This is a genomic window from Endozoicomonas montiporae CL-33 (assembly GCF_001583435.1).
Lineage (GTDB): Bacteria > Pseudomonadota > Gammaproteobacteria > Pseudomonadales > Endozoicomonadaceae > Endozoicomonas_A > Endozoicomonas_A montiporae.
The window spans coordinates 4,274,751-4,297,130 of the sequence record NZ_CP013251.1; the positions used below are offsets into that span (position 1 = coordinate 4,274,751).

General features: G+C 47.5%; 19 protein-coding genes. 13 read left to right on the plus strand and 6 right to left on the minus strand.

Translation table 11 applies throughout. The features are described 5' to 3' along the window. The first annotated feature begins 241 nt into the window (after nt 1–241). The 4 genes from prfA to hemH all read left to right on the plus strand — a co-directional run bounded on the left by prfA (nt 242) and on the right by hemH (nt 4,779). Nucleotides 242–1,327 (plus strand): peptide chain release factor 1, encoded by a 1,086-nt coding sequence (gene prfA / locus EZMO1_RS19565; protein WP_051790158.1) that lies wholly within the window; start codon nt 242–244, stop codon nt 1,325–1,327. After that, nucleotides 1,320–2,162: a peptide chain release factor N(5)-glutamine methyltransferase gene (gene prmC, locus EZMO1_RS19570; protein WP_034876102.1), complete on the plus strand. Its 843-nt coding sequence runs from the start codon at nt 1,320–1,322 to the stop codon at nt 2,160–2,162. Before prfA ends, prmC begins: the two co-directional genes overlap by 8 nt. A gap of 310 nt (nt 2,163–2,472) precedes the next feature. Continuing rightward, entirely contained in the window at nt 2,473–3,702 is a 1,230-nt protein-coding gene (nhaA, locus tag EZMO1_RS19575; RefSeq protein WP_051789954.1) for a Na+/H+ antiporter NhaA, read from the plus strand. Nucleotides 3,703–3,756: 54 nt separating this feature from the next. After that, on the plus strand, nt 3,757–4,779 hold the full coding sequence (gene hemH, locus EZMO1_RS19580) for a ferrochelatase (protein ID WP_034876100.1): 1,023 nt from the start codon (nt 3,757–3,759) through the stop codon (nt 4,777–4,779). Nucleotides 4,780–4,798: 19 nt separating this feature from the next. Here the strand turns inward: hemH and EZMO1_RS19585 are convergent, their stop codons facing one another. Next, the gene (locus EZMO1_RS19585; protein WP_034876098.1) at nt 4,799–5,395 is read right to left on the minus strand and encodes a YajG family lipoprotein; all 597 of its coding nucleotides are present in this window, start codon (nt 5,393–5,395) and stop codon (nt 4,799–4,801) included. 463 nt (nt 5,396–5,858) lie between these two features. Here EZMO1_RS19585 and EZMO1_RS19595 point away from each other — a divergent pair, with 463 nt between their 5' ends. Genes EZMO1_RS19595 through rimI form a run of 3 tightly spaced genes read left to right on the plus strand, consistent with a single transcriptional unit; the run spans nt 5,859 to nt 8,725 of the window. Continuing rightward, nucleotides 5,859–7,406 (plus strand): 2-isopropylmalate synthase, encoded by a 1,548-nt coding sequence (locus tag EZMO1_RS19595; RefSeq protein ID WP_034876093.1) that lies wholly within the window; start codon nt 5,859–5,861, stop codon nt 7,404–7,406. Nucleotides 7,407–7,412: 6 nt separating this feature from the next. Beyond that, nucleotides 7,413–8,261, plus strand: a complete 849-nt coding sequence (locus EZMO1_RS19600; RefSeq protein WP_034876091.1) for a uracil-DNA glycosylase family protein — start codon at nt 7,413–7,415, stop codon at nt 8,259–8,261. A gap of 11 nt (nt 8,262–8,272) precedes the next feature. Continuing rightward, nucleotides 8,273–8,725 (plus strand): ribosomal protein S18-alanine N-acetyltransferase, encoded by a 453-nt coding sequence (gene rimI / locus EZMO1_RS19605; protein WP_034876090.1) that lies wholly within the window; start codon nt 8,273–8,275, stop codon nt 8,723–8,725. Nucleotides 8,726–8,731: 6 nt separating this feature from the next. Here the strand turns inward: rimI and EZMO1_RS19610 are convergent, their stop codons facing one another. Continuing rightward, nucleotides 8,732–10,030, minus strand: coding sequence for a ricin-type beta-trefoil lectin domain protein (locus EZMO1_RS19610; RefSeq protein WP_160174058.1), 1,299 nt, complete (start codon nt 10,028–10,030; stop codon nt 8,732–8,734). 303 nt (nt 10,031–10,333) lie between these two features. Between EZMO1_RS19610 and EZMO1_RS19615 the strand changes: the two genes are divergently transcribed. The 6 genes from EZMO1_RS19615 to EZMO1_RS19640 all read left to right on the plus strand — a co-directional run bounded on the left by EZMO1_RS19615 (nt 10,334) and on the right by EZMO1_RS19640 (nt 17,374). Then, nucleotides 10,334–11,350 carry a GIY-YIG nuclease family protein gene (locus EZMO1_RS19615; RefSeq protein WP_051789953.1) on the plus strand — a complete coding sequence of 339 codons (1,017 nt, stop codon included), beginning with the start codon at nt 10,334–10,336 and terminating at the stop codon, nt 11,348–11,350. Between the two features lie 721 nt (nt 11,351–12,071). Continuing rightward, complete coding sequence (locus EZMO1_RS19620; RefSeq protein WP_034876085.1) at nt 12,072–13,379, plus strand: NCS2 family permease; 1,308 nt, start codon at nt 12,072–12,074, stop codon at nt 13,377–13,379. A gap of 107 nt (nt 13,380–13,486) precedes the next feature. Then, nucleotides 13,487–14,575 (plus strand): tRNA (uridine(54)-C5)-methyltransferase TrmA, encoded by a 1,089-nt coding sequence (gene trmA / locus EZMO1_RS19625; RefSeq protein ID WP_034876084.1) that lies wholly within the window; start codon nt 13,487–13,489, stop codon nt 14,573–14,575. 94 nt (nt 14,576–14,669) lie between these two features. Continuing rightward, nucleotides 14,670–15,854: a hypothetical protein gene (locus EZMO1_RS19630; protein ID WP_034876082.1), complete on the plus strand. Its 1,185-nt coding sequence runs from the start codon at nt 14,670–14,672 to the stop codon at nt 15,852–15,854. A gap of 74 nt (nt 15,855–15,928) precedes the next feature. After that, complete coding sequence (locus tag EZMO1_RS19635) at nt 15,929–16,597, plus strand: SanA/YdcF family protein (RefSeq protein WP_034876080.1); 669 nt, start codon at nt 15,929–15,931, stop codon at nt 16,595–16,597. A 24-nt stretch (nt 16,598–16,621) separates the two neighbouring features. Beyond that, nucleotides 16,622–17,374 (plus strand): substrate-binding periplasmic protein, encoded by a 753-nt coding sequence (locus EZMO1_RS19640; RefSeq protein ID WP_034876077.1) that lies wholly within the window; start codon nt 16,622–16,624, stop codon nt 17,372–17,374. Nucleotides 17,375–17,381: 7 nt separating this feature from the next. Here the strand turns inward: EZMO1_RS19640 and EZMO1_RS19645 are convergent, their stop codons facing one another. The 4 genes from EZMO1_RS19645 to EZMO1_RS19660 are packed head-to-tail and all read right to left on the minus strand — an operon-like array spanning nt 17,382 to nt 21,990. Then, nucleotides 17,382–18,089 (minus strand): CpsD/CapB family tyrosine-protein kinase, encoded by a 708-nt coding sequence (locus tag EZMO1_RS19645; protein ID WP_051789949.1) that lies wholly within the window; start codon nt 18,087–18,089, stop codon nt 17,382–17,384. Then, a complete protein-coding gene (locus EZMO1_RS19650) occupies nt 18,089–20,860 on the minus strand; it encodes an SLBB domain-containing protein (protein ID WP_051789948.1) in 2,772 nt (923 codons plus the stop codon). Before EZMO1_RS19650 ends, EZMO1_RS19645 begins: the two co-directional genes overlap by 1 nt. Then, complete coding sequence (locus tag EZMO1_RS19655) at nt 20,838–21,680, minus strand: hypothetical protein (protein WP_222842146.1); 843 nt, start codon at nt 21,678–21,680, stop codon at nt 20,838–20,840. The genes EZMO1_RS19650 and EZMO1_RS19655 overlap by 23 nt, the downstream gene beginning before the upstream one ends. Beyond that, a complete protein-coding gene (locus EZMO1_RS19660; RefSeq protein ID WP_051789946.1) occupies nt 21,658–21,990 on the minus strand; it encodes an STAS domain-containing protein in 333 nt (110 codons plus the stop codon). The genes EZMO1_RS19655 and EZMO1_RS19660 overlap by 23 nt, the downstream gene beginning before the upstream one ends. Between the last annotated feature and the right edge of the window lie 390 nt (nt 21,991–22,380).

A 22,380-nucleotide genomic window follows, 5' to 3' on the forward strand; every position in this document is an offset into this window, starting at 1 on the left:
AACCTGCTTTTATGACGAGTTGCACAATCAGACACAAAGGGACTTATACCAATACATGTTTAGAAGATGGAATTGGTATTATATCCCCGGCTACCAGACTGCCTGAGCTTAAACCTTCGCCCCTCCCTAATTCCTGATACACTACGCCCATTCAATTTTTCATAGCATCTGACCGTTCACTGTCGGATGCAGAAGTGACCGAGAACACACCGAGACGATGAAAGACTCTACCTTTGTCAGCCTGAGCAGTAACCTGACAACCAAACTCGACAGCCTGCTGGACCGTTATGAAGAGATCGCCGCCCTGTTGAGCGATCCGGGAGTGATTGGCGATCAGGACCAATTCCGCAAACTGTCCAAAGAGTACGCCGAACTGGAGCCTGTGGTACAAGCGTATCAGGAATACCGTCAGGTCATTGACAATATGGAAGAAGCCCAGACCATGATCGGGGAAGACGACCCGGACATGGCCGAGATGGCAGAAGAAGAATTGCAGGAGGGCAAAGCTCAACTCCCAGAGCTGGAGCAAAACCTGCAACTGCTGCTTTTACCAAAAGATCCACGGGACGCATCCAACACCTTTCTGGAAATCCGAGCAGGCACCGGTGGCGATGAAGCCGCTATTTTTGCGGGCGACCTGTTCCGCATGTACTCCCGCTACGCAGAAAAGCAGGGCTGGAAAATTGAAATTATCAGTGCCAACGACGGTGAACACGGCGGTTATCGGGAAATCATTACCCGCTTTGTCGGTAATGCCGTTTATGGTCGCCTGAAGTTTGAATCCGGCGCCCACCGGGTTCAGCGTGTGCCGGAAACAGAGTCTCAGGGACGCATCCACACTTCCGCCTGTACGGTCGCTATTATGCCAGAACCGGACGAGCAGGAAGCCATCGAAATTAAAAAGGAAGACTTGCGGGTAGATACCTTCCGCTCTTCCGGCGCCGGTGGTCAGCACGTTAATACCACCGATTCGGCCATTCGTCTGACTCACCTGCCCACCGGTATGGTGGTGGAATGTCAGGACGAACGCTCTCAGCACAAGAACCGTGCCAAAGCGATGGCATTGCTGTCTGCAAAACTGCAAACTGCACAGGATGAAGCCGCGGCCAAGGAAATCAGTGATGCCCGCAAGAGTCTGGTCGGCAGCGGTGACCGTTCGGAGCGAATCCGTACTTACAACTATCCGCAGGGACGAGTGACCGATCATCGCATCAACCTGACGCTGTACAAACTGTCTGAAATTATTGAAGGCGATCTTGATCCGGTGGTTGAACCACTGTTGCAGGAGCATCAGGCAGAGCTGTTAACAGGCCTGTCCAATGAGTGATTACCGGATTGATCACTTATTAAAACAGACGACAGAACAACTTAAAGACAGTGCGACTGCCCGTCTGGATGTTGAAATCCTTCTCTGCCATGTTCTTGGGAAAGACCGCAGTTTTCTGTTTACCTGGCCTGAATATGAACTGAATGAACAACAGCTGTCTGATTTCAGACGGCTAGTCACTGAACGGATAAAAGGGACACCTGTTGCTTATTTAACCGGTGCGCGTGATTTCTGGACATTGAAATTGTCTGTGTCTCCTGCGACATTGATTCCACGCCCTGATACGGAACTGCTGGTTGAACAGGCTCTCGCCAAACCGCTACCTGATAACGCAAGAGTGGCTGATCTGGGCACAGGCACCGGTGCTATTGCTCTGGCACTGGCTAGTGAAAAACAACGCTGGGCTGTAACCGGCGTTGATAAGTTTGAAGACGCAGTCACACTGGCCGAACGGAATGCACTGAAGAACCGCATTACCAATGCTGTTTTTTCTCAGGGCAGTTGGTGCGCGAGTCTTCCAGGCGACCACTTTCATATGATTGTCAGTAATCCGCCTTACATCTGCAGTGACGACGAACATCTTAGTCAGGGCGATGTACGGTTTGAACCCGAAACTGCTCTGGCGTCGGGTGCAGACGGTCTGGACGACATCCGCATCATTATTCAGCAGGCAACGACAAAATTGGTCAATGGCGGCTGGCTCTTGCTTGAACACGGTTACCACCAGGCTGAATCCATCCGTCAGCTAATGGGCAACGCCGGATTTGACAAAATTTCGACGGTTCAGGACCTGTCCGGCCATGACCGGGTAACGCAGGGTCAACTCTCTAACTGATAAACCTTGATACCTGACGGGATGGAATGCGCAAAACTGATAAGTATTTTTACTAACAAATTACTTCCTGTCAGGCACTCCCGGTCTTATAATCGCCCAGTAGACATCTTTTTGATTGGCCACTTTCAACGGCAGTTATGGACTTAAGTGCTCTGCTCTTTGTCTTTCGGAGAACCCTGCTACTGCGCCCAAAGCTCATCTCGAGTGTTTAACCAAAAAGCTGTTGTAAAATTATCCTTATGCATTCTCGGTATGGCCTGTCTTTCTGACACAGCAGAGCCATACTTAAGGAACAGAAACGGGAGTCGCAATGCATTTACGACGGCTACATCACTTTTTACGGCAAGACTACGCGGTTGGCGTTTTACTTATTGTTGCTGCAATTCTTGCAAAAATCGCCGTAAACTCGCCACTGGCTGAATATTACGACCTGCTTCTTCAGATGCCGGTTCACTTCAGCGTTGGCCTGCTGGAAATCAATAAACCCCTGCTGCTATGGATCAATGACGGTCTGATGGCTGTTTTCTTCCTGCTGATTGGTCTGGAAGTAAAATATGAAATCCTCAGGGGCGATCTGAGCACTCCGGCACAGATCGCACTGCCCGGCATTGCAGCTATTGGCGGTATGGTCGTGCCCGCTCTGGTATATATCTTTTTTAATTACAACGACCCACTGGCCATGCAGGGCTGGGCAATTCCTGCCGCCACCGATATTGCCTTTGCTGTCGGAATTCTGGCGTTGCTCGGAAAACGGGTACCCACTTCACTGAAAACCTTTCTGCTGGCTCTGGCTATTTTTGATGACCTTGGCGCTATTGTTATTATCGCCCTGTTCTACACGTCAGATATGTCCATTGCTTCCATGGTGCTTGGTTCTATCTTTCTGGCGATTCTGGTTATCCTGAACCGTATGAACGTCGCCAAAACCGGCCCCTATTTGTTTGTGGGGGCACTGCTGTGGATATGCGTGCTCAAATCCGGTGTTCATGCCACTCTGGCAGGCGTACTGCTGGCGTTCACCATACCGTTAAACCTCAGGGACAGAAAGGGTCGCTCACCACTAAAAGCTTTGCAACACAAACTGCACAGCAGGGTAAACTATTTCATTTTACCGGTTTTCGCCTTTGCCAATGCGGGCATCGAGTTAAACTGGCCTCAGTTACAGTCACTGCTTTCACCCATTCCACTGGGAATCATGATGGGTCTGTTTGTCGGTAAACAGCTGGGCGTATTCGCCTTCTGTTATGTCGCTATCAAGGCCGGTGTCGCCAAAATGCCCCCCGGAGCCAACTGGATGCAGCTCTACGGCCTGTCCATTCTATGCGGTATTGGCTTTACCATGAGCCTGTTTATCGGCTCTCTCGCTTTCGAAGATCTGGGTATTGCCTATCTGGCAACAGACCGGATCGGGATTCTTGCCGGGTCATTCCTGTCAGCCGTGGCCGGTTATTACGTGCTGAGACTCAGCTCTTTGCCCAAAGATCCACCGCCTATTTCTGCTGCAATAACGCATCCACAGCAAAATAGAAGCGATCAATAATTTTCTCTATACTCGCGTTTCAAAAGGCTTTAAAACAAACGGCGGTATAAGTGGATGGGATCAAAGGCAGCGTTACTGGTCAATCTTGGCTCTCCGGATAGCCCGACTGAAGAAGATGTTCGTCGATACCTGAACGAATTTCTGATGGACGGCAATGTCATTGATCTGCCCTGGCCGCTACGCCGCCTGATCGTCAGTTTGTTCGTACTACCCAAAAGACCGGCACAGTCGGCTGAAGCTTATGCTTCGGTCTGGACTGATGAAGGCTCTCCACTGATTAACATCAGCTACAAACTGCTGGAACAGGTTCGACAGTACACCGACATACCTGTTGAGCTGGCCATGCGCTATGGTCGTCCGGATATGGAAAGTGCCATTGTTAAACTGGCAAGCAAGCCGGAAATCAAAGAACTACTGCTGTTTCCTCTCTACCCACACTATGCCATGTCCACCGTGAAAACGGTCATCGAAAAGGCACAGGCGATCATTTCAGACAACCAGCTGCCCATTACTTTATCAGTGCATCCTGTATTTTATGATCACGATGGTTATATTGATGCTCTGGTTAACAGCGCCCGTCCGTGGCTGGAAAAAGACTATGACCATCTGATATTCAGCTATCACGGTGTACCTGAACGACACATCACCAAAGACGACCCAACCAACAGTCATTGCCTGAAATCAGGCGACTGTTGTCATAAGCCATCACCTGCTCATCACACCTGCTACCGCCATCAGGTGTACCGGACTTCAGCCAGTTTTGTTGAAAAAGCAGGCATTTCTGTAGACAAGTACAGTGTCTCCTTTCAGTCCAAGCTCGGACGGGATAAATGGCTTGAGCCTTCCACTCTGGAAACCATTGAACAGCTGGCAGAACAGGGAGCAAAAAAAATATTGGTCATTTGCCCTGCGTTTGTATCGGACTGTCTGGAAACTCTGGAAGAAATCGGTATGGAAGCCAAAGAGGCCTTCATCAAAGCAGGCGGTGAATCCCTTGAACTCATCCCCTGTCTGAATGACAACCCGGACTGGGCAAAACTGGTCAGCGGCTGGCTGGAGCAACCGCTTAAAGCCTGATATTTGTCACCTATAACAGCTACAGGGTTTTCATAAAACTCTGTAGCTTCTGATCAGCAAACAGCCTCTCAAGCACATCACTCAGCACCTGATTCACCAACTGTTCATTTTTCTTGTCGGAAGGTGCCTTGGGAACCCGTTCCGAGATATCCGCACTGTAAGACCCTTCAAAGCGCTTACCCTTGTGCAATACCGCCACCCGGATTCGGGTCTGGACTTCCACCGACGTTACATAGCTGCCTTCCGGTACCCGGTATTCCAGCGAATCCAGATAAACCTGAAACTGCGGCGCTTCACCAGAGGTAACAACAGACACTCCCATTTCTCTTAACCCGCGTTCAACGGCCGAGCGCAGCGCCAGCGGCAAATTGTCTCTGGCGGTAATTTCATTGCTGTCGTAAACCCCACCACGAAAACCGATAACCGGTGTCAGTCGCTCATCGAAAACCGTTACCGATACACTGGAACTTAATGAGTTCCGAACAGATTCAGCCACCGTAACAGAAGGGTTAACCTGAATACTCTGAGGGCTCATGGCACAGCCACCAAGAGCCAGCATGGCCACCAGCCCTGCTTTTGGCAACAGACTCTTCCAGCGTAATTTTGTTGTCATCATGAAACTGCGTCCTTCGTTTTACTCAGTGGCTCTTTAATGCCCCCGTTGTGTCCCAGTAGTTTCCATAGTTCACAACGGCTTGGCAAATACGCCGGATGAATATATAGTGCAGACAGAGAAGTAAAAATACCTACAAAACGAATCAACACGATGAACTCTGCAAACACAACCTTTACAGGTGCAGACTGCCAGTCGGTCTGTCGAGTGAACAGCACGCATTCCATTAAGAACATCAAGAATCGGTTCCTACCCGCCCGTATGCTTCTACTACTGCCTTGAGCAGACTATCTAACTTCACCTTCGACCCGGATCCACGATGAACAGTTAACCAATAACTGATCATTGAACGGTATTGGATCAAGCATAAAAACATTCCGTGACGTTATGAGTGCCACTCACAATGGCTACCTGCACACGGCTAAAAACCAGACACTAATTATTCCAATAATTTCAGGAGCCCCGCATGAGCAACGAACAGGTTATTATTTTCGATACCACATTGAGAGATGGTGAACAAAGTCCCGGCGCTTCGATGACCAAAGACGAGAAGCTGCGCATCGCCAAGTCGCTGGAAATGTTAAAAGTGGACGTGATTGAAGCCGGTTTCGCCATGGCCAGTCCCGGTGACTTTGATGCCGTTAAGAGCATTGCAGAAACCATCAGAGACAGCACTGTATGCAGCCTGTCCCGGGCGCTGGAAAAAGATATTGATCGCGCCGCTGAAGCCTTAAAAAACGCAGAACGTGGCCGTATTCACACATTTATCGCAACATCCCCCATCCACATGCAGCACAAACTCTGTATGAAACCGGGCGATGTGGTCGAACAGGCCGTTTTTGCCGTCAGACATGCCCGCAACCTGATTGATGATGTCGAGTTTTCCTGCGAAGACGCCGGTCGCTCTGATCTGGACTTCCTGTGTCGCATTATTGAAGCCGCCATTGATGCAGGCGCCTCCACCATTAACATTCCGGATACTGTCGGCTATGCGGTACCTCACCAGTTTGGTAACACCATTGCTCAGCTGATTGAGCGCATTCCCAACGCTGACAAGGCGGTTTTTTCCGTACACTGCCATAACGATCTGGGTCTGGCGGTTGCCAATTCGTTGTCAGCGGTGGTCAACGGCGCGCGTCAGGTCGAATGCACCATTAATGGTCTGGGTGAACGGGCTGGTAATGCATCTTTGGAAGAAATCGTCATGGCCATCAAAACCCGCAAAGACGAGCTGAACGTGACGACGGGCATTAATACCGCTCAAATTGTACCCGCCTCAAGGCTGGTGTCCGGCATTACCGGTTTTCCGGTTCAGCCCAACAAAGCCATTGTTGGCGCCAATGCCTTTGCCCATGAATCCGGTATTCATCAGGATGGCGTGCTGAAGCATCGTGAAACCTATGAAATCATGAAAGCTGAAGATGTAGGCTGGAACACCAACCGCCTGACATTAGGCAAACTGTCTGGCAGAAACGCCTTTAAAACACGAATGTCCGAACTGGGTATCACGTTTGCTGATCAGGAAGAACTGAACGAAGCCTTTTCACGCTTCAAAGTACTGGCTGATAAAAAGTCCGATATTTTTGATGACGACTTGCAGGCACTGATGAGTGATGTTCGCAATACCAACCCGGCAGAAAAATACCAGCTGGTTGATTTGCAAGCCTACTCGAAGATTGGTGCCATGCCGGAAGCCAAGCTCACCATTAACGTGGATGGTGAAGCCACTGAAGTTCGTAGTCAGGGTGACGGTCCGGTGGATGCGATTTTCAAAGCCATTGAAACAATTGCCAATTCACGTGCCCGTCTGGCATTGTATAATGTCAGCGCAATTACCAGTGGAACCGATTCCCAGGGCGACGTCAGCGTTCGTCTGGAAAGGGAAGGCCGCATTGTTAATGGCTCCGGCGCAGACACCGACATTGTTATTGCCTCCGCCAAGGCTTATATCAATGCGCTGAACCTGCTGGAATCGGATCACACCAAAACCAATCCGCAAACAGGAAAAGTCTGACCGTTAATGACTGGCAGGATTACAGAACAGACCCGACAGGACTATCTGGATGCGATGGGAATACAGACATGGTTCCCTCGCACCGTCCTGCCTAACGCTTTACCCCATCGTGACTTCGACTTTCCGGAAACCACCCCGGAACCCGAAGAAGCACCGGGGCTTTCGGCCCGGGAAGCCATGCTGGCTCTGGGCTTACCGGAACATCAGGAGCAACCCGCACCAGCACCTGTGGCTCCTACCCGCCCGACTCTGGTGGTTACCCCTGAAAAAACCGAGCCACCAGTCCGTGAGACCACCAAAAAGGATAAACCCGCACCAGCGACCAGTCAGTTCCGGCTGGTCACCCTGGCACCCAATGATGAATGTCTGGTGATTGCGGAAATGCCGCACTCCGGCCTGAACCAGTTCTCTCGATTTCACACGCGTCTGCTGAATGATATTTTACGCGCTATTCAGCACAGCTCTCACCCTGAGCTTCCGGTCAGTGAATTTGTCTGGCCTTTGGGGAACATGGGTCTGATTGGACAGATGGATCAGGATGACTCATCAGCCGCTGACGCGGTTTGTGCTTACCTGAGCAACCAGTTCGGGCTGGCTCGTCGCAAGCTGGTACTGCTGTTTGGCCCGGCTGCTGCCCGTTTTGTTATAGACCCCGAACGCAGTTTCGAAGAGCTGAGAGGTGTTCAGCCCGGTATGCACGCCGAACAACACTTTGCTGTCAGCCATGGTCTTAATGAACTGATGAAACTGCCCAGTCTGAAAGCCGATGTCTGGACAGACCTGAAACCCTTGCTGACTCTGCAGAAATCCGCTGCCAAAACCTCTGCTTCCAAGCATTCAACTGAAAAGAATTGATACCGACCAGTATGCTGTCCTTTCGCGATATGACTGAGCAGGATCTTCCCTGCGTCACCCAACTGGAAACTGAAGCCAGTGAACACCCCTGGAAAGCCCGACACTTTGAAGACAGTCTGGGCAAATCAGGCTACATCTGCTGCATCGCCAGTCTGAATGAGCAGCACGTTGGCCACGGCGTATTAATGACCGTGGCTGATGAGGCTCACCTGTTGATCATCACCATCAGTAAAAGCTGTCAGGGCAAAGGTTATGGCAAACAACTACTGCAACACCTGGTCATGCAGGCACGCCAGAACGCTGACACACTGTTTCTGGAAGTTCGGGAATCCAATGTTTCAGCGTTTAACCTGTATCTTAATGAGGGTCTGGGGGAAATTGGCCGGCGTAAAAACTACTACCCGGCCAATGAACATCATGCGTCCGAGGACGCTATTGTGATGGCTCTGGACTTAAGTGTTTAAAGCTTCTTATGGGCACTCGTCCAAAGGAGTTCCTATCAAAGGGTCGTACCCGCAGCTTTCATCAGGTGAAGAACGCGGCACCAAAGAAAACTCCACTTCAAAGGACTGCCACGACGGCAGTTCAGGTGCCTTCAGAAACTTCAGATAATCATAGCTTTTTGGCAAACTGAAAAAGCGCAGTCGTTTATACTCTTCGGGCTTCCGGGTCTCTTCGTGTGCGAAGTACCACTTCTGATGCACAGCGCCCCCGGCAAAACAGCTCTGTAACGCCAACTTCTGGTTTAGCCAAGTCAAACAATAGCTATAGCCCGCCAGCTTATTAAACAACCGTTTATTCACCAGATCATGACGCCATATGCGATCATCCCCCTCACAGGTTTTCACAACCACATTGGCCCCCGCGTAGCACGGCTCACCTTTTACCAAACCGGTTTCACAGGCCTCCGGAAGACTCAGCCCAAGGCAGGATGTGCTTTCTCTTACCGAAAGACGAATGTCCCTGGTCAGACGATTGGATACCCAGTAAAAATCAGGCTTATCTTCCCAAACGACCGGAACAGGTGGCGATGGTTGCTCTTTGTCTTTGTCTTTGTCTTTGTTCTTATTTTTATCTTCGTCTTTATCCTTATCGTCTCCTGGCTCAGTGCCGGTCTCCTTATCTTTATCTTTGTCCTTGTCTTTATCCGTTTCAGGCTGCCATACGACGTTATCCCCAAACTCCGACTGGCCGCATATTTTTTGACCACTTGCCGGACTCAAGTAACATTGCCACTGCCCATGATAGAAATACTTAAACTGCAGGGGCTGAATAACTACATTGTCTCCTTTCAACAAGTGCAGATAGCTTCCTCGATCGTCTTTATCAACAGCACTGGATAACACACCCGAGTCATCAAACAACCAAAGCTGTCCGGGTATATTGTTCTGACAAGGCAACAACTCAACAGATTCGACCATTCTGCTCAAGCACATGGAATCCGGATAAGCCTTGCTGTGGAGTTTTTTCTTCGTAAAGTCATAAGTCCACAACTGCTGTGGCTTTTCCGAATGACAGCTGACTAGCGTTGTCCGGTTCCGGGGATAACATTGACTGCTGTCATCCGGATCCTGATGGACACACGTGCCTGCATCCAGCTCACTGGTGGTCGTTTCCAGACAGGCAGCGCCGTAATGTTGCTGGAGCACAAAAGCCTCTGCTACGACCCGCTCGTCCGAAGAAACCGCCGCAGCGTGCACAGCAGACAATAGTAAATACCAAAGCAGTATCAGTGCCTGACAACAGGTTAATGGGTGGAATCTGATCATCTGTCCCTCCATGGACGAAGAGTCACCCATCGACTAAACCGGAATATTGATTCCGTAGGACAGGTGACTGATGAAGTGGTTTCCCGATATACAGATTCAGAAATGAAAAGTTCTTTTTCTCATATTTTACTTTAGAAAAAGAAGAAATTTCGGCAACTAACGCAAAGGCTCAGTTGAAATAATGCCCATTCATTCATCCAGCAACAAACATAGCGAAAAATACTGAACAATACCCACTACCCAGTTGCAAATCGGCAGGTATAATTGCGCGCCTGTTATCGTCAGTAGAAAGGTTCTTCAGCGTTGATTATCTTCACCGTCACCAGCAACATCACAGGTCAAGTCTATGTCGGCAGTACCCGTAACGAGCTTGAAAGCCAGTGGGAAAGAATGGTGGCTGCAGCGCAGCAAGACTTGGACTACCCACTCTATCGCGAGATAAGGATCAACGGCGAAGATGCTTTTACCGTTGATGAGTGGGACAGGGCCGAGAATCGTCAGGAACTGCTTGAACTGGAGCAGGAAGCCATTGACCATTTTGGGGCTAAAAGCCTGCGAGGCTACAAAACCAGTACGGTTAAAATTCTTCCTAAAAAGAAAACCCGCCAGCGCAAATCATCCATAGAAAAAGAGCTGGCTGCCATTTTCTCCGGGGAAGAGTCTGAGACTGAAACACCACCCAGCCTGACCATCAAGTCTTCCGATTCTAAAGAGACAGCGACTTCTGCTGCCTCAAAGACTGCACCTGCTGCCAGCAGACCCGCTGAACCTAAACCCGTCAGCAAACAGGAAATCACCAAAGAGAGTATCAAAGCCGCTCTGGCTAAAATTGCCGAGGAAGAAAAAGCCAAAGAAGCAGCAGAAGCCGCTAAAAAAGCAGCCGCTATTCAGACCACCGCCGGTTCTCAGGCAAATGCCACTGTTAAGATGAAGAGCATCAGCCTGAGCGATGACATCAGCACTCAGCTGGCAGCCATCACAGCCGCAGCAGACGCTGTTCTGTCTGGCGACAGCCAGGCAGCTGAAAACCTTCAACAACTGCCTGAAACAGAGCCTGAAGAGGTTTGCATTGAAGAGCAGCCAGTTATTGCTCCTCAGCCAGCTGTTGAGGAGCCCCAACCAGAGCCGGAAGTCGTCGTTAAGCCGATCTGTCCGAAAGAGCTGCGCATTGTTGAAGCGATTGAGCGCCAGAGAGAACTGCGTGCCCAGAAAAGTCAGGATGTGATAGAACAGGAGCGCAACAAGCTGGCAAGCCTTCTGGCTGAACTGGATGCCCGCGCCAGAACCCTGCACACAGGCGTACTGGCTGCTGTTGCCTGATTCATTGCAATAACTGACAGGCCTCCATCTATAAACCAGCCGCTGGTTTTTTTTCACCTGCCTGAAACCAGTGGCTGTGTCATAGACCTGAACAAAGCAGTTATCCACTGATAGTCAGCCGGAAAGAAAAAAATACTCACAGGCTAACTGCACAAGCCTCACACGGCTTATCAACAGCGATCAATCATTGACGTTCCAGCCACTGAAAGAGATGAGTTTCCTCCATCCCAACTTCCCATTAACAATATCAATGTCGTATAACAACATGAAAATGCTCATTTTTTGTAAGATATTTCTTACAAAATGAAGGTCATCCATGGGTAAATATAATTACTTAGACGTATAAATGCAGAGCCTTTTACACGCCATTTAAACGTTGGAAAATAGTCACAGCTTCTGTGGATAACTCTGTGAAGTACTCAATAAAAATGTCACAGAGACCTAGAATAACAGCCCCTGCAACAGATTGTTTGTTTTTTGTACAGCAATTTTTAGAACCTCAATATGTAGTGGTTCAGCCAGCCAAAGACCCCTAGTAAACAGGAAATCGTCCTCATCTTCGCCCACAACCACGCCCGCTCATTTCGACATATACCAATACCCCATTAAAAAACCAGACATTACAATCTAAAACTTTGATTGAACACACGTTCAAACAATACGATCGAACCATAGTTCGATTCTAGTGAACACAATACAGCTGTATAACAGAGAGGAATCTATGTTCAGCAGGGAATCACTTGATCGTTTTTTTGGGCTGAAAGCTCATGGGACAGATATCAAAACGGAGGTGATCGCCGGTTTCACCACCTTTATGACGATGGCGTATATCCTCATCGTTAACCCGCTGATCCTGAAAGATGCAGGGATGGATTTCGGTGCTGTGTTCTCAGCCACTGCTATCTCGGCCATTATTGGTACCTTGGTGATGGCTTTGTGGGCCAAGTTGCCGTTTGCACTGGCTCCGGGCATGGGTCTGAACGCCTTCTTCGCTTACGGCGTTGTTCTGGGGATGGGCTACTCCTGGCAAATGGCACTGACAGCCATTTTGCTTGAAGGTATCATCTTCCTGATTCTGACCGCGCTTAATATCCGCGAAGCCATTGTTAACAGCATTCCTCTGAGTCTGAAAAAAGCGGTTTCCTGTGGTATTGGCTTGTTCATTGCGTTTATCGGACTTCAGAATTCCGGCATTGTTGTGGCAAACGACGCCACCATGGTTGCGGTTGGTGCCCTGACCGATCCAAAACCACTGCTGGCCCTGATTGGTATTCTGATTACCGGTGTCATGCTGGTGAAAGGGGTTCAGGGTGCCTTGCTGATTGGTATTTTCGCAACCACGATCATTGGTATTCCGATGGGTGTTACCAGCCTGCCAGATTTCAGTAACGGCCTGACACCACCTGATATTTCCCCAATTTTCTTCCAGTTCCAGTGGGATCAGGTGTTTACCATCGATATGGTCATCATTCTGTTCACTTTCCTGTTTGTCGATATGTTTGACACCGTTGGTACTCTGGTCGGCGTATCCACCAAAGCCGACATGTTGACCGAAGAAGGTGAAGTGCCTAATTGTAAGCAGGCTCTGTTTGCTGACGCCATCGCAACCACCGCCGGTGCGTGTCTGGGTACCAGTACGGTGACCACATTTGTTGAGAGTGCATCCGGTGTCTCTGCAGGCGGCCGCACCGGTCTGACCTCGCTGACTGTAGCGGGCTTATTCCTGATTGCCCTGTTCCTGTCACCACTGTTCCTGATGGTGCCCGGCGCTGCTACTGCACCTGCACTGGTTTTGGTGGGTCTGTTTATGATGTCGCCCATTAAGGAAATTGATCTGGACGATTTCAGCGAGTCCATTCCTGCTTTCCTGACCTTGTTGTTCATGCCTCTGACTTACTCCATTGCGGAAGGTATCATCATTGGCATGCTGTCCTACATTGGCCTGAAAGCACTGAGCGGCAACGCCCGTCAGGTTTCCATTATTTCCTACATTGTTGGCGTTCTCTGCCTGGCAAAACTGGCTGTATAACGCGTGACTGGCAAGTGTAACTTGCCAGAAAGATTAAAAACCGGCGACCTCGCATTCAGTACCTTGTATAATGCGCGCCGGTTTTTATTTACCCTCTGAACATCATCATGTCATTAGCCGTAGTACAGCCCGAACGATACGAAGAACAACTGGCCGAGAAGGTCAGCCAGGTTTATGCCGAATTTGAGGCTTTTGATATTCCGGAACTGGAAGTGTTCCGTTCCCGGCCTGAACACTACCGGATGCGAGCCGAGTTTCGTATCTGGCACGAGGGAGAACACAGTTTTTACCGCATGTTCGATCCCGACACCCGCCGGCCTTTCAGCGTGCAGGACTTCCCGGCAGGATCAGAGCGAATCAATGAGCTGATGCAACCGCTGATGCAGCGCATTGAACAGAGCGACGATCTGCGCAGGCGCCTGTTCCAGGTTGAATTCCTGACCACCCAGACTGGCGAAGCCCTGATCTCCCTGCTCTACCATCGCCAGCTGGATGATGCCTGGCAGGCAGCCGCCAACAGCCTGCAGGAGAGGCTGGACATCAGCATTATTGGCCGGGCTCGCAAGCAGAAAATCGTTCTGAAACAGGATTTTGTCACCGAAGAACTGACTGTTAACGATCAGAGATTCCGTTATCAACAGGTTGAAAACAGCTTTACCCAGCCCAACGCCGGTGTGAACGAACACATGCTCGGGTGGGCCAGCGATGTCTGCCGGGATGAGCAAGGCGATCTGGTGGAACTTTACTGTGGTAACGGTAACTTCACCTGCGTTCTGGCCAGACAGTTTGACCGCGTGCTGGCGACCGAGATTTCCAAAACTTCGGTCCATTCAGCCCATGAAAACTTCAGAATGAATAGCGTTGACAATGTTGCTATCGCACGCCTTTCCAGTGAAGAGTTCACTCAGGCCATGAATGCTGAACGTGAGTTTCACCGACTGAAAGACATTGATCTGGACAGTTATCAATTCTCAACCATTCTGGTGGACCCGCCACGTGCTGGTCTGGACAAGGACACTGAAGCTCTGGTTCAGCGATTTGAGAAAATCGTTTACATTTCCTGCAACCCTGAGACCCTGAAAGAGAATCTGGAGACCATTAACCAGACCCATAAGGTTGAACGGATCGCACTGTTTGACCAGTTCCCTTATACCCATCACCGTGAAATGGGTGTTTTTCTGACCCGCCGCCAATAAAGTTCGGGATGAGCACAGCATCCGGTCAGGCTGTGCTCGACTACACTGATACCTGCTAAATCAAGAATGATGAAAACAAGGCAAGGTGTGCGGCGTGTTGTTCAATAATAAATACTCTTTAAAAAGCAGATTATTCCGGTCGCACTGGCTGTGCCTGCTTCTGTCCTTCGCTATCGTTGGGTTTCAGCCTTTTGGCGATAGCCCCGATCAACCGGAAGTCCTGTTTATTGCTTATGACCAAGGTGAAAGTAACGCTTTTCTGGAACTCAGAAAAACACTGACGCAGAATTTTATCAGCTATCGTGTGATTGCCTTTGGGCGAGCCAGTGAGATATTCAATGATCACTCATCGCAAGCTGGCATCAGCAAAGATCGCCAACAGCAATTGAAACAGAGCCGCAACAATGAGTTATCAGCCAGTGAGCTGCAAAATATCATTCAGTCGATCAACCCTAAAATTGTCTATTCAGGCATGTCCAGCATTATTCAGGCTCAGCTGATGAATGCGTTCAAAGACAAAGGTACCTATACCATTGCCTTCTACGATAACTTTGATCCAATAATCGGCAAAGAATATGTTCAGCCGTTTCTAAGCAACGTAAACCCGCCGGATGAATACCATATCCCGAGTAATTCCACCCGCACCAGTTTTTATGATCAACCAACGTTTGCTCAAAGCGCCCTGAATGTCAGTGGCAATCCGGCACTGGAAACGTGGGATAGTGTCTATCAAAAGACAGACGAAAACACCATTCGGCAAGAGCTGAAGATTAAAAAAAATCAACCCATCGTCGTTTTTGCCGGTGGCTATGACAACACCTATGAAGCCTACCTTAGAGTGTTTATTGACGCGACACGCTTAATGCCGTCCATTCGGTTTCTGATCACTTACCACCCTAAAACAGAGGGAAAGCTTGAAAAATCCATCGTTCGGGAGTTAGCTGCAAACAATGTGCAGGTTATCGAGAAGGGAACCTATTCAACGACAGAGCTGAGCAAACTGTCTGAGGCCGTTGCTGTCCATAAATCCTCAATTGGAGCTCAGGCACTCTATAAAAATAAACCCGTACTTTTTGTTGCGGAGCCAGAGTTCACTAATTTCCTGATTCAAAAACAACTCGCCTCTCTGGCATCATCGCCTGAACAGGTAAAAAACAAATTATTATCTGTAATTAAGGCTGACAAGCATAGCTCCGGGCTAAGTCGTATAGGTGTACCAGAGAAGCCTTCTCAAACCATCACTGACTTGCTGCTGTTGAAACTTAGAGGCAGTCGCTGACACATCCTTATTGGTTGAAATAATAGTTTGTGGTTAACTGTGCTGAGCATCAAATTGTTCAAGGAGAACCCTGCATGGTAGCCAGCCCAACCCGTTTAAAGGTTGTAATGGGTTTGCTTGCCGCAGTCGTTATTGCTGCAGCCTCTTTACTGGTGGTTGCCAATTTACTGATTAATGTAAGCACAGAAAATTATCTTTATTCTGACATAGACAAACTGCCAGCCAATAAAGTCGGGTTACTACTCGGAACCAGCAAGTACTCAAGGACTGGCGGCAACAATGATCATTACCGGTTACGGGTCGATGCCGCCAGCAAGTTGTTCAAGGCCGGTAAGATTCAATACGTTCTGATCAGTGGCGACAATGCCACCCCCTACTACAACGAGCCCAGCACCATTCGCAGAGACCTTCTGAAACTCGGCATACCCGCAGAAAATATTTACCGCGACTATGCCGGTTTCAGAACGCTCGACTCCATCATCAGAGCCAAGGATGTGTTTGGGCTGAATGAATTCACAATCATTTCCCAGACTTATCATAATAAGCGTGCGCTTTATATCGCACGAAATAATGGCACGAATGCCATTGCCTTTAATGCCGGAGACGGCAGAAACAGTGACCTGACCAACCGCACCCGGGAAGTGCTTGCCAGAATGCTGGCCCTTCTGGAAGTACACTGGTTCGACACTGAACCCAAATATTTAGGTCCGGTGATAGATATAGGAAATACACCCCCAACATAAAAATCAGACAGGAAGCAGACAATAATGCATCGACTTTTCATCCTGATTATTGCTGTTTTCCTGAGTCTATCCACCTTCTACAGACCCTATGCCGAAGAGAGTGTCCCCCGTCAGCGTGAAACATTAACCGTTGGTGTTTTCCCACAGGACTATCCGCCGCTTCACTGGCATGATGCACGTAAAGGCATCATCGAAAAGCTGCTGGATAAAGTCAGTTCTGTTAGCCACTTTGACTTTGTTTTCTCCAAAGCTCCCTTTCATCGTCTGATCATGAAAGTGGAAAAAGGCAAGATTGATCTGGAGCCCTGGACATCGGAGGTCTGGCGCACCCGGGTCAAAGACAATGCTTATTTCACCTCACCTTACACTGAACATTGTGAAGTTCTGATTTTCCAGAAAGATAGGAGTTTCCCGGTTAAGCGTCCTTTTGATCTGGCAGGTAAACGACTGGGAGTCGTAAAAGGCTATGCATTTCAATCTTTCAGCAAACTGTTTGCCAAAAACGTTATCTATCGGGTTAATTCCAGCAATGAAGAACGTGTTCTCAACCTCCTGAGCCGTGGTAGAACGGATGCGGCTCTTATTGACGAGCTTATTGCTGACTACCTGCTCAAAACAACTTATTCACAGGCATTTGTAAAAAGCAGTACATTTGACTGCGTTCCAGTGAGTTTTATGTTCCACAAAAGTAAGCTCAGACAGGGCGTAGAAATTAATAAGATTCTTCAGACACTGAAAAAAGAGGGCTTTATCGAACAATTGCTAAAAGGCTATTAAGTAATTTTTACAACTCAAGATTAAGAAAGGAGGAATTTCTGACATACTTTCTGATTCTTTCCATGATCTTGGGCAACCACTTGTCCAAACGTCGGGTTTCACGAATCAGCTCATCAGCCAGTCTGGGATTATTTAAGTCGTTAAAAACAAATCCCGCCAGAGTTGCCTCATTGAAACGTAGCTTCTTTACTGCATTCTGAAAATCTGCCCGACGGGTAACACCCGCCATGACCATCATCACAGCACCGTCAACCATTCCACAAATGGACTCTGCAGGTATGTTGTTACGGTTTATGGCCCTGAGCGGGGAGGTGTCGAACACAACGACATCATAGCGCTCAAGCCAGTGCTCTATTAATTTATTCATTTTGCTTATATTACGAAACATCAGGACATCGGTATCACAGGGAGCAGGAAGAATATCAATTTCGGCTTCATCATCGTGCATGATGCAGGCATCGGCAGAGTCTGGATTCGGCACCCAGTCTGTATGAAGGCGTCCGGACATATCGCCCAGCTCAGGATGAAACAGGTTAACTTCTACCAGCAAGGTGTGCTTACCATCGGCTTCAGCACGTTTGCTCAGAGCATAGGCCATGGTACTGCACCCTTCACCGGGATTGGTCGAAGTAATAGCCAGAGTCCGCATACCACGTCCGATGGTATTGCTATATACCATTTCGACTTCAATGTAGTTAATGGGTAGTTTGATCATTACTGCCAGACTCTAGCGCCTAACAACGTGAAAATAGACGTAAAGCCTAATGCATCTCTCACAATATCCATGAAGTAAGCCCACTTGGTATTCTTAACATCAGGTATAAAAATAGTGTCACCGGGTCTCAATACAGGCAGTCGTCCGTCAACAGGGTTTTTCATGTATTCTACAAGATCAAAGGTGTAAGCCTGATTGTTGTCGGAAGACGAGCTAACGATAATAATTTTCTCTATCAGAGCCGTACTGGTTGGGCCACCTGATTGCGCCAGAATATCCAGAATATTCATGTCCGAGGTAAAATCATATCGCCCGGTTGATTTGACGGAACCCAGAACACGAACCGTCTCATAACTCTTTTTCTGAACCCAGCTGCGATTACGGGAAGGTATAAATATACTGTCACCACTGGACACATGCGGCAGAAGTGTTTCGTCGCCAGTTTCAAAGTATTCAACCAGATTTAACCGGCTAACCCTTGGTGCCAGACCATTTCGGTGAATAACCCTGATATTGGTCAGATCTGATTCTTCCGTGGGTCCCTGTGCAGCAGAAAGAATATCCAGTACATTCATCTGATCAGTAAAAGCGTATCGTCCCGGAGAAACGACAGCACCCATTATGTAAATAGCCTGATCACTGGACAGCCTGACCCATTGGGACTTATTGTCGGAAGGGTCTTCAGGCAGTTCTGGAAATATAACCGTCACACCACCTTGCAGGCTTGGCAGTGAACTCCAGTTACCGCCACGATCAATAAAATGCTGAAGGTTAAACACTCTGCTTATTGCCTTACCGTCATCGCCAGTGCTTACTATTTTTACATTCGCTATATCCGCTTTTTCCGTAGGCCCTCCTGAATGAGATAGCATATCCATAAAATTTATGCCCTCTGACCACAGATAGCGGCCAGGCTTTTTAATGGCTCCCATCATGCTTACAGAAGAGCTGGTTGGAATTTTCAACCATGAATCATCTATGAGTGTACTTTTTTGAGGAATAAAAATTGCATCTCCGGGGTATATCTTCGGTACTTTTACATCAGAACCTTCTGCGTACTCCTGTAAATTGAAGCGCACAACATTACCATCAGCCCTGAGCACCCTGACCATACTGTTATCCGCATGACGATTCGGGCCTCCTGCGTTGGCAAGGACATCCAAAAAGCCAACTTTCTCACCGATTTCGAAAGAGCCGGGTTTTTGAACCTGGCCCATCACATAAACGATTCTTCCACCACCAGTGACCGCTTCAACCTGTATCGGTACATAGATCGTTGACCCTTCTTTAAGAACGGGTAACTGACCCGCATCACCATTATCAAGGTACCTTTTCAAGTTGAATAAAACAGGTTCACCATCCCCAATCAAACGGATCTGTTCAACATTGGCATAGCGATTCACGCCTCCTGCACGAAGAATGGCATCGACAATGGTCATACCCTCAATATGAGCAAAACTGCCCGGTTTATAGACCTGGCCAAAGACCTTTATTGCCGTTGCATCTTCAGTGGGGTCAAGCCCTGTTGAAGCGTCAGACGCCTCTCCATAAACATTACTTAAGTTAGGGGAGGAAGGCACAAAAATCGTATCAAGCGATTGCAATGGCGGAATAGCTGATGGATCACCGGAATCCAGATATTTTTTATAATTAAAGGGTATTGTTTCATCACCTCGCTGAATCTGCAGTTTATTGAGCTGTGCTCCATCCTTTAATCCGCCGGCAAGTTTGATTGCAGTCTGAACGTTGCCTGTGTCAGGCATGTCCACTTGCCCGGGCGTTTTAACAAAACCCAAAACCGTCACCAGCAAGCGTCGTTCTTTAGCGAGAACGGAGAGTTTATCCAAACCCAGATAGACACTCGACAGTGATTTATAAATAGCTTTCTCGGCTTCTTCCAGAGTCATCCCGCCCAGAGATACCTGACCCACTTCAGGAAGCGTCACTGAGCCATCTCTGTCTATCAAAAAATCCTTATTAAAACCGTCTTCACCTGGCAGATTAATGGTAACAATATCACCAGGTTTAATGACATCACTTAAATGATCATTTGGGCTTTTCAGTGTTCTTTTACTGATCTTCTGGGTTTCAGACTTATTTTTCGGAGCTAATACGCTCCTTAACTGGTTAGCCATATCAACCTGGCTGCCTGACTTAGTAGATGTATTAGTGACTACATGACTGAAATCAGGATCAATATTGTACTTAACTTTTTCTGGTTTATTTTTATTACTATTACTATTGCTATTACTGACTACAGTTTTCTTCTTGAGTGAAACAAGATAAATATCACCATCCATAACGGTGAGGTCTTTTAATGTTTCTTTGGTAAAATGTTTTTCTCTGTTCCCCCGAATAACTTTAATATCAGGTTCAAAGGATTTTCCATCATATAAAGCGTTAAAGTAATTTAACTGCCAGACAGGCGACAGTTTGGGTTGTACATAATTACCGGGTTCAAATATGTCGCCAAGAACAGTAATATTGGCCAACTCATCTTCCGCGTAGCTGATAACTGAACTGACAGGGTGCTTATCTCCTATACCAGTTTTAACCATAAATAACAGAGAAGCCAATTCAACACCAGAAAGGTCTATTAACTTATCGTCGAGTGTAAGCCCGCCGTTTTCATCAACTGCCCTTATTGGAAAGAGTGGAATATTCTGATCATTAAACACGACAATCATACTTCCTGGCTTCACTACTCTTGCAAAAGCAGAATCCACCAAGAGCATCAAGAGAATAAAACTAGTCAGCAAGATGGACTTCATTATTCTCCTCCTGCTTGAGCTTTATTATTCTTAAATTTCTATGCAAATCCTTAATCAGGGCCCGACGATCAGGTTTCATTGAAGCTACCTCAAACCACATACCGTCTTCACTGACTTTTTTCTGACCCGGTTTGACATAATGAACAACAACCTGATTCTTTCTGGCTCCATGGTTAGAAAAATATAAGACAATCTCGTCCACCTGCTCTGAGAACATGCTGGCATAGATGTTAATACTCAGCTGATTAAAATCATTGAGGGAGTTAGCCGCAAGTTTAAGCCTTCTTTGAAAATCTTCTGCCAGCTTGCCTTCATCCGTCACTTGATTACAGTTACAGTTCAACAAGTCACTTAATCTATCCAGATATTGATGTACGATATCTTTGCTTTTATTTTCGGCTTTGTATTTAAAGCTTGTCAGACACTCGCTTCCTTCCACCAGACCTATCATTAACTCGGCAATGTAATCCAGCTGATCCATCAGCTCTACTGTACTGAATTCAGCTCCAAGATAAAGTCTGTTTTCAAGTTCTCTACTGGCTACTGACAACATTCTTTTCGCCCTGTTCATCTGCCCGGGCAAACAGTAATCCGCTCCATTATCTTCTAGTATTTCCAAACGCGCCATCGCTATATTTACAACACTTTTTATATATTGTTTGTCCTCTTCTTCCTCAATATTTTCCATAGCGTCAGGCCAGCTATCACAGCCTGCCAGAAACACAAACAGAAAAACCATCCCGATACGCCTGATATAGGAATAGTTTTTATTGAGTACAACTTTCTCAAAAAATAATTTAATGATTCGACATATAGTCATCAACATTATTGTACTGTTTAATTGTCTGATTGATTCTCAACATACTCAGCAATTCATTGGGCTTGCCCGTCACACCCAACAAAGCCAACTGCCTGTTTTCAATTTTAAGGCGTTTATAAAGAAAAACTAACGCTCCAATTCCTGAAGAGTCCAATTCTTTCACCGAGCTCATATCAACCAGTACATCACCCGCACAATCTCTAATGAGGCGATCGAAATGAGCCCTGACATCATTCACGGTGTCAGCATTAAACTGACTGTTCAAAGCGATAATATCGCAGGACTGAGCACTCCAAGTTGCGTAATCCATTACCTTCAACTCCTTTTTATTTGACACAGCTATTCAAATACATCTTCATACCACTGAATAGATGATGAACTAACGCATCTTTTAATAAGACTATTTTCCAGATTAGACAATCAGACCAACTTAATCATCTTGTCATATATCAATTAGCAATACTCATAAGTTTAAAAATAGTGATTGCCAATCAAAACTGGGTTTTGCCAAAATATCCACTACTTTTTTTCATTAAGTCGTTTTCCAGTTTCATTAGACAATTAACAAGCCTTCAAAAGATTATTTACAGCCTTATAAAAATTCCATTTTTTTATTAACGAGCAACTATGAATCTCTCTATAGTTAAAGTCACGATGATTGAGGAATTATGAACAGCCGAATCACAAGATTCTTCTCGTT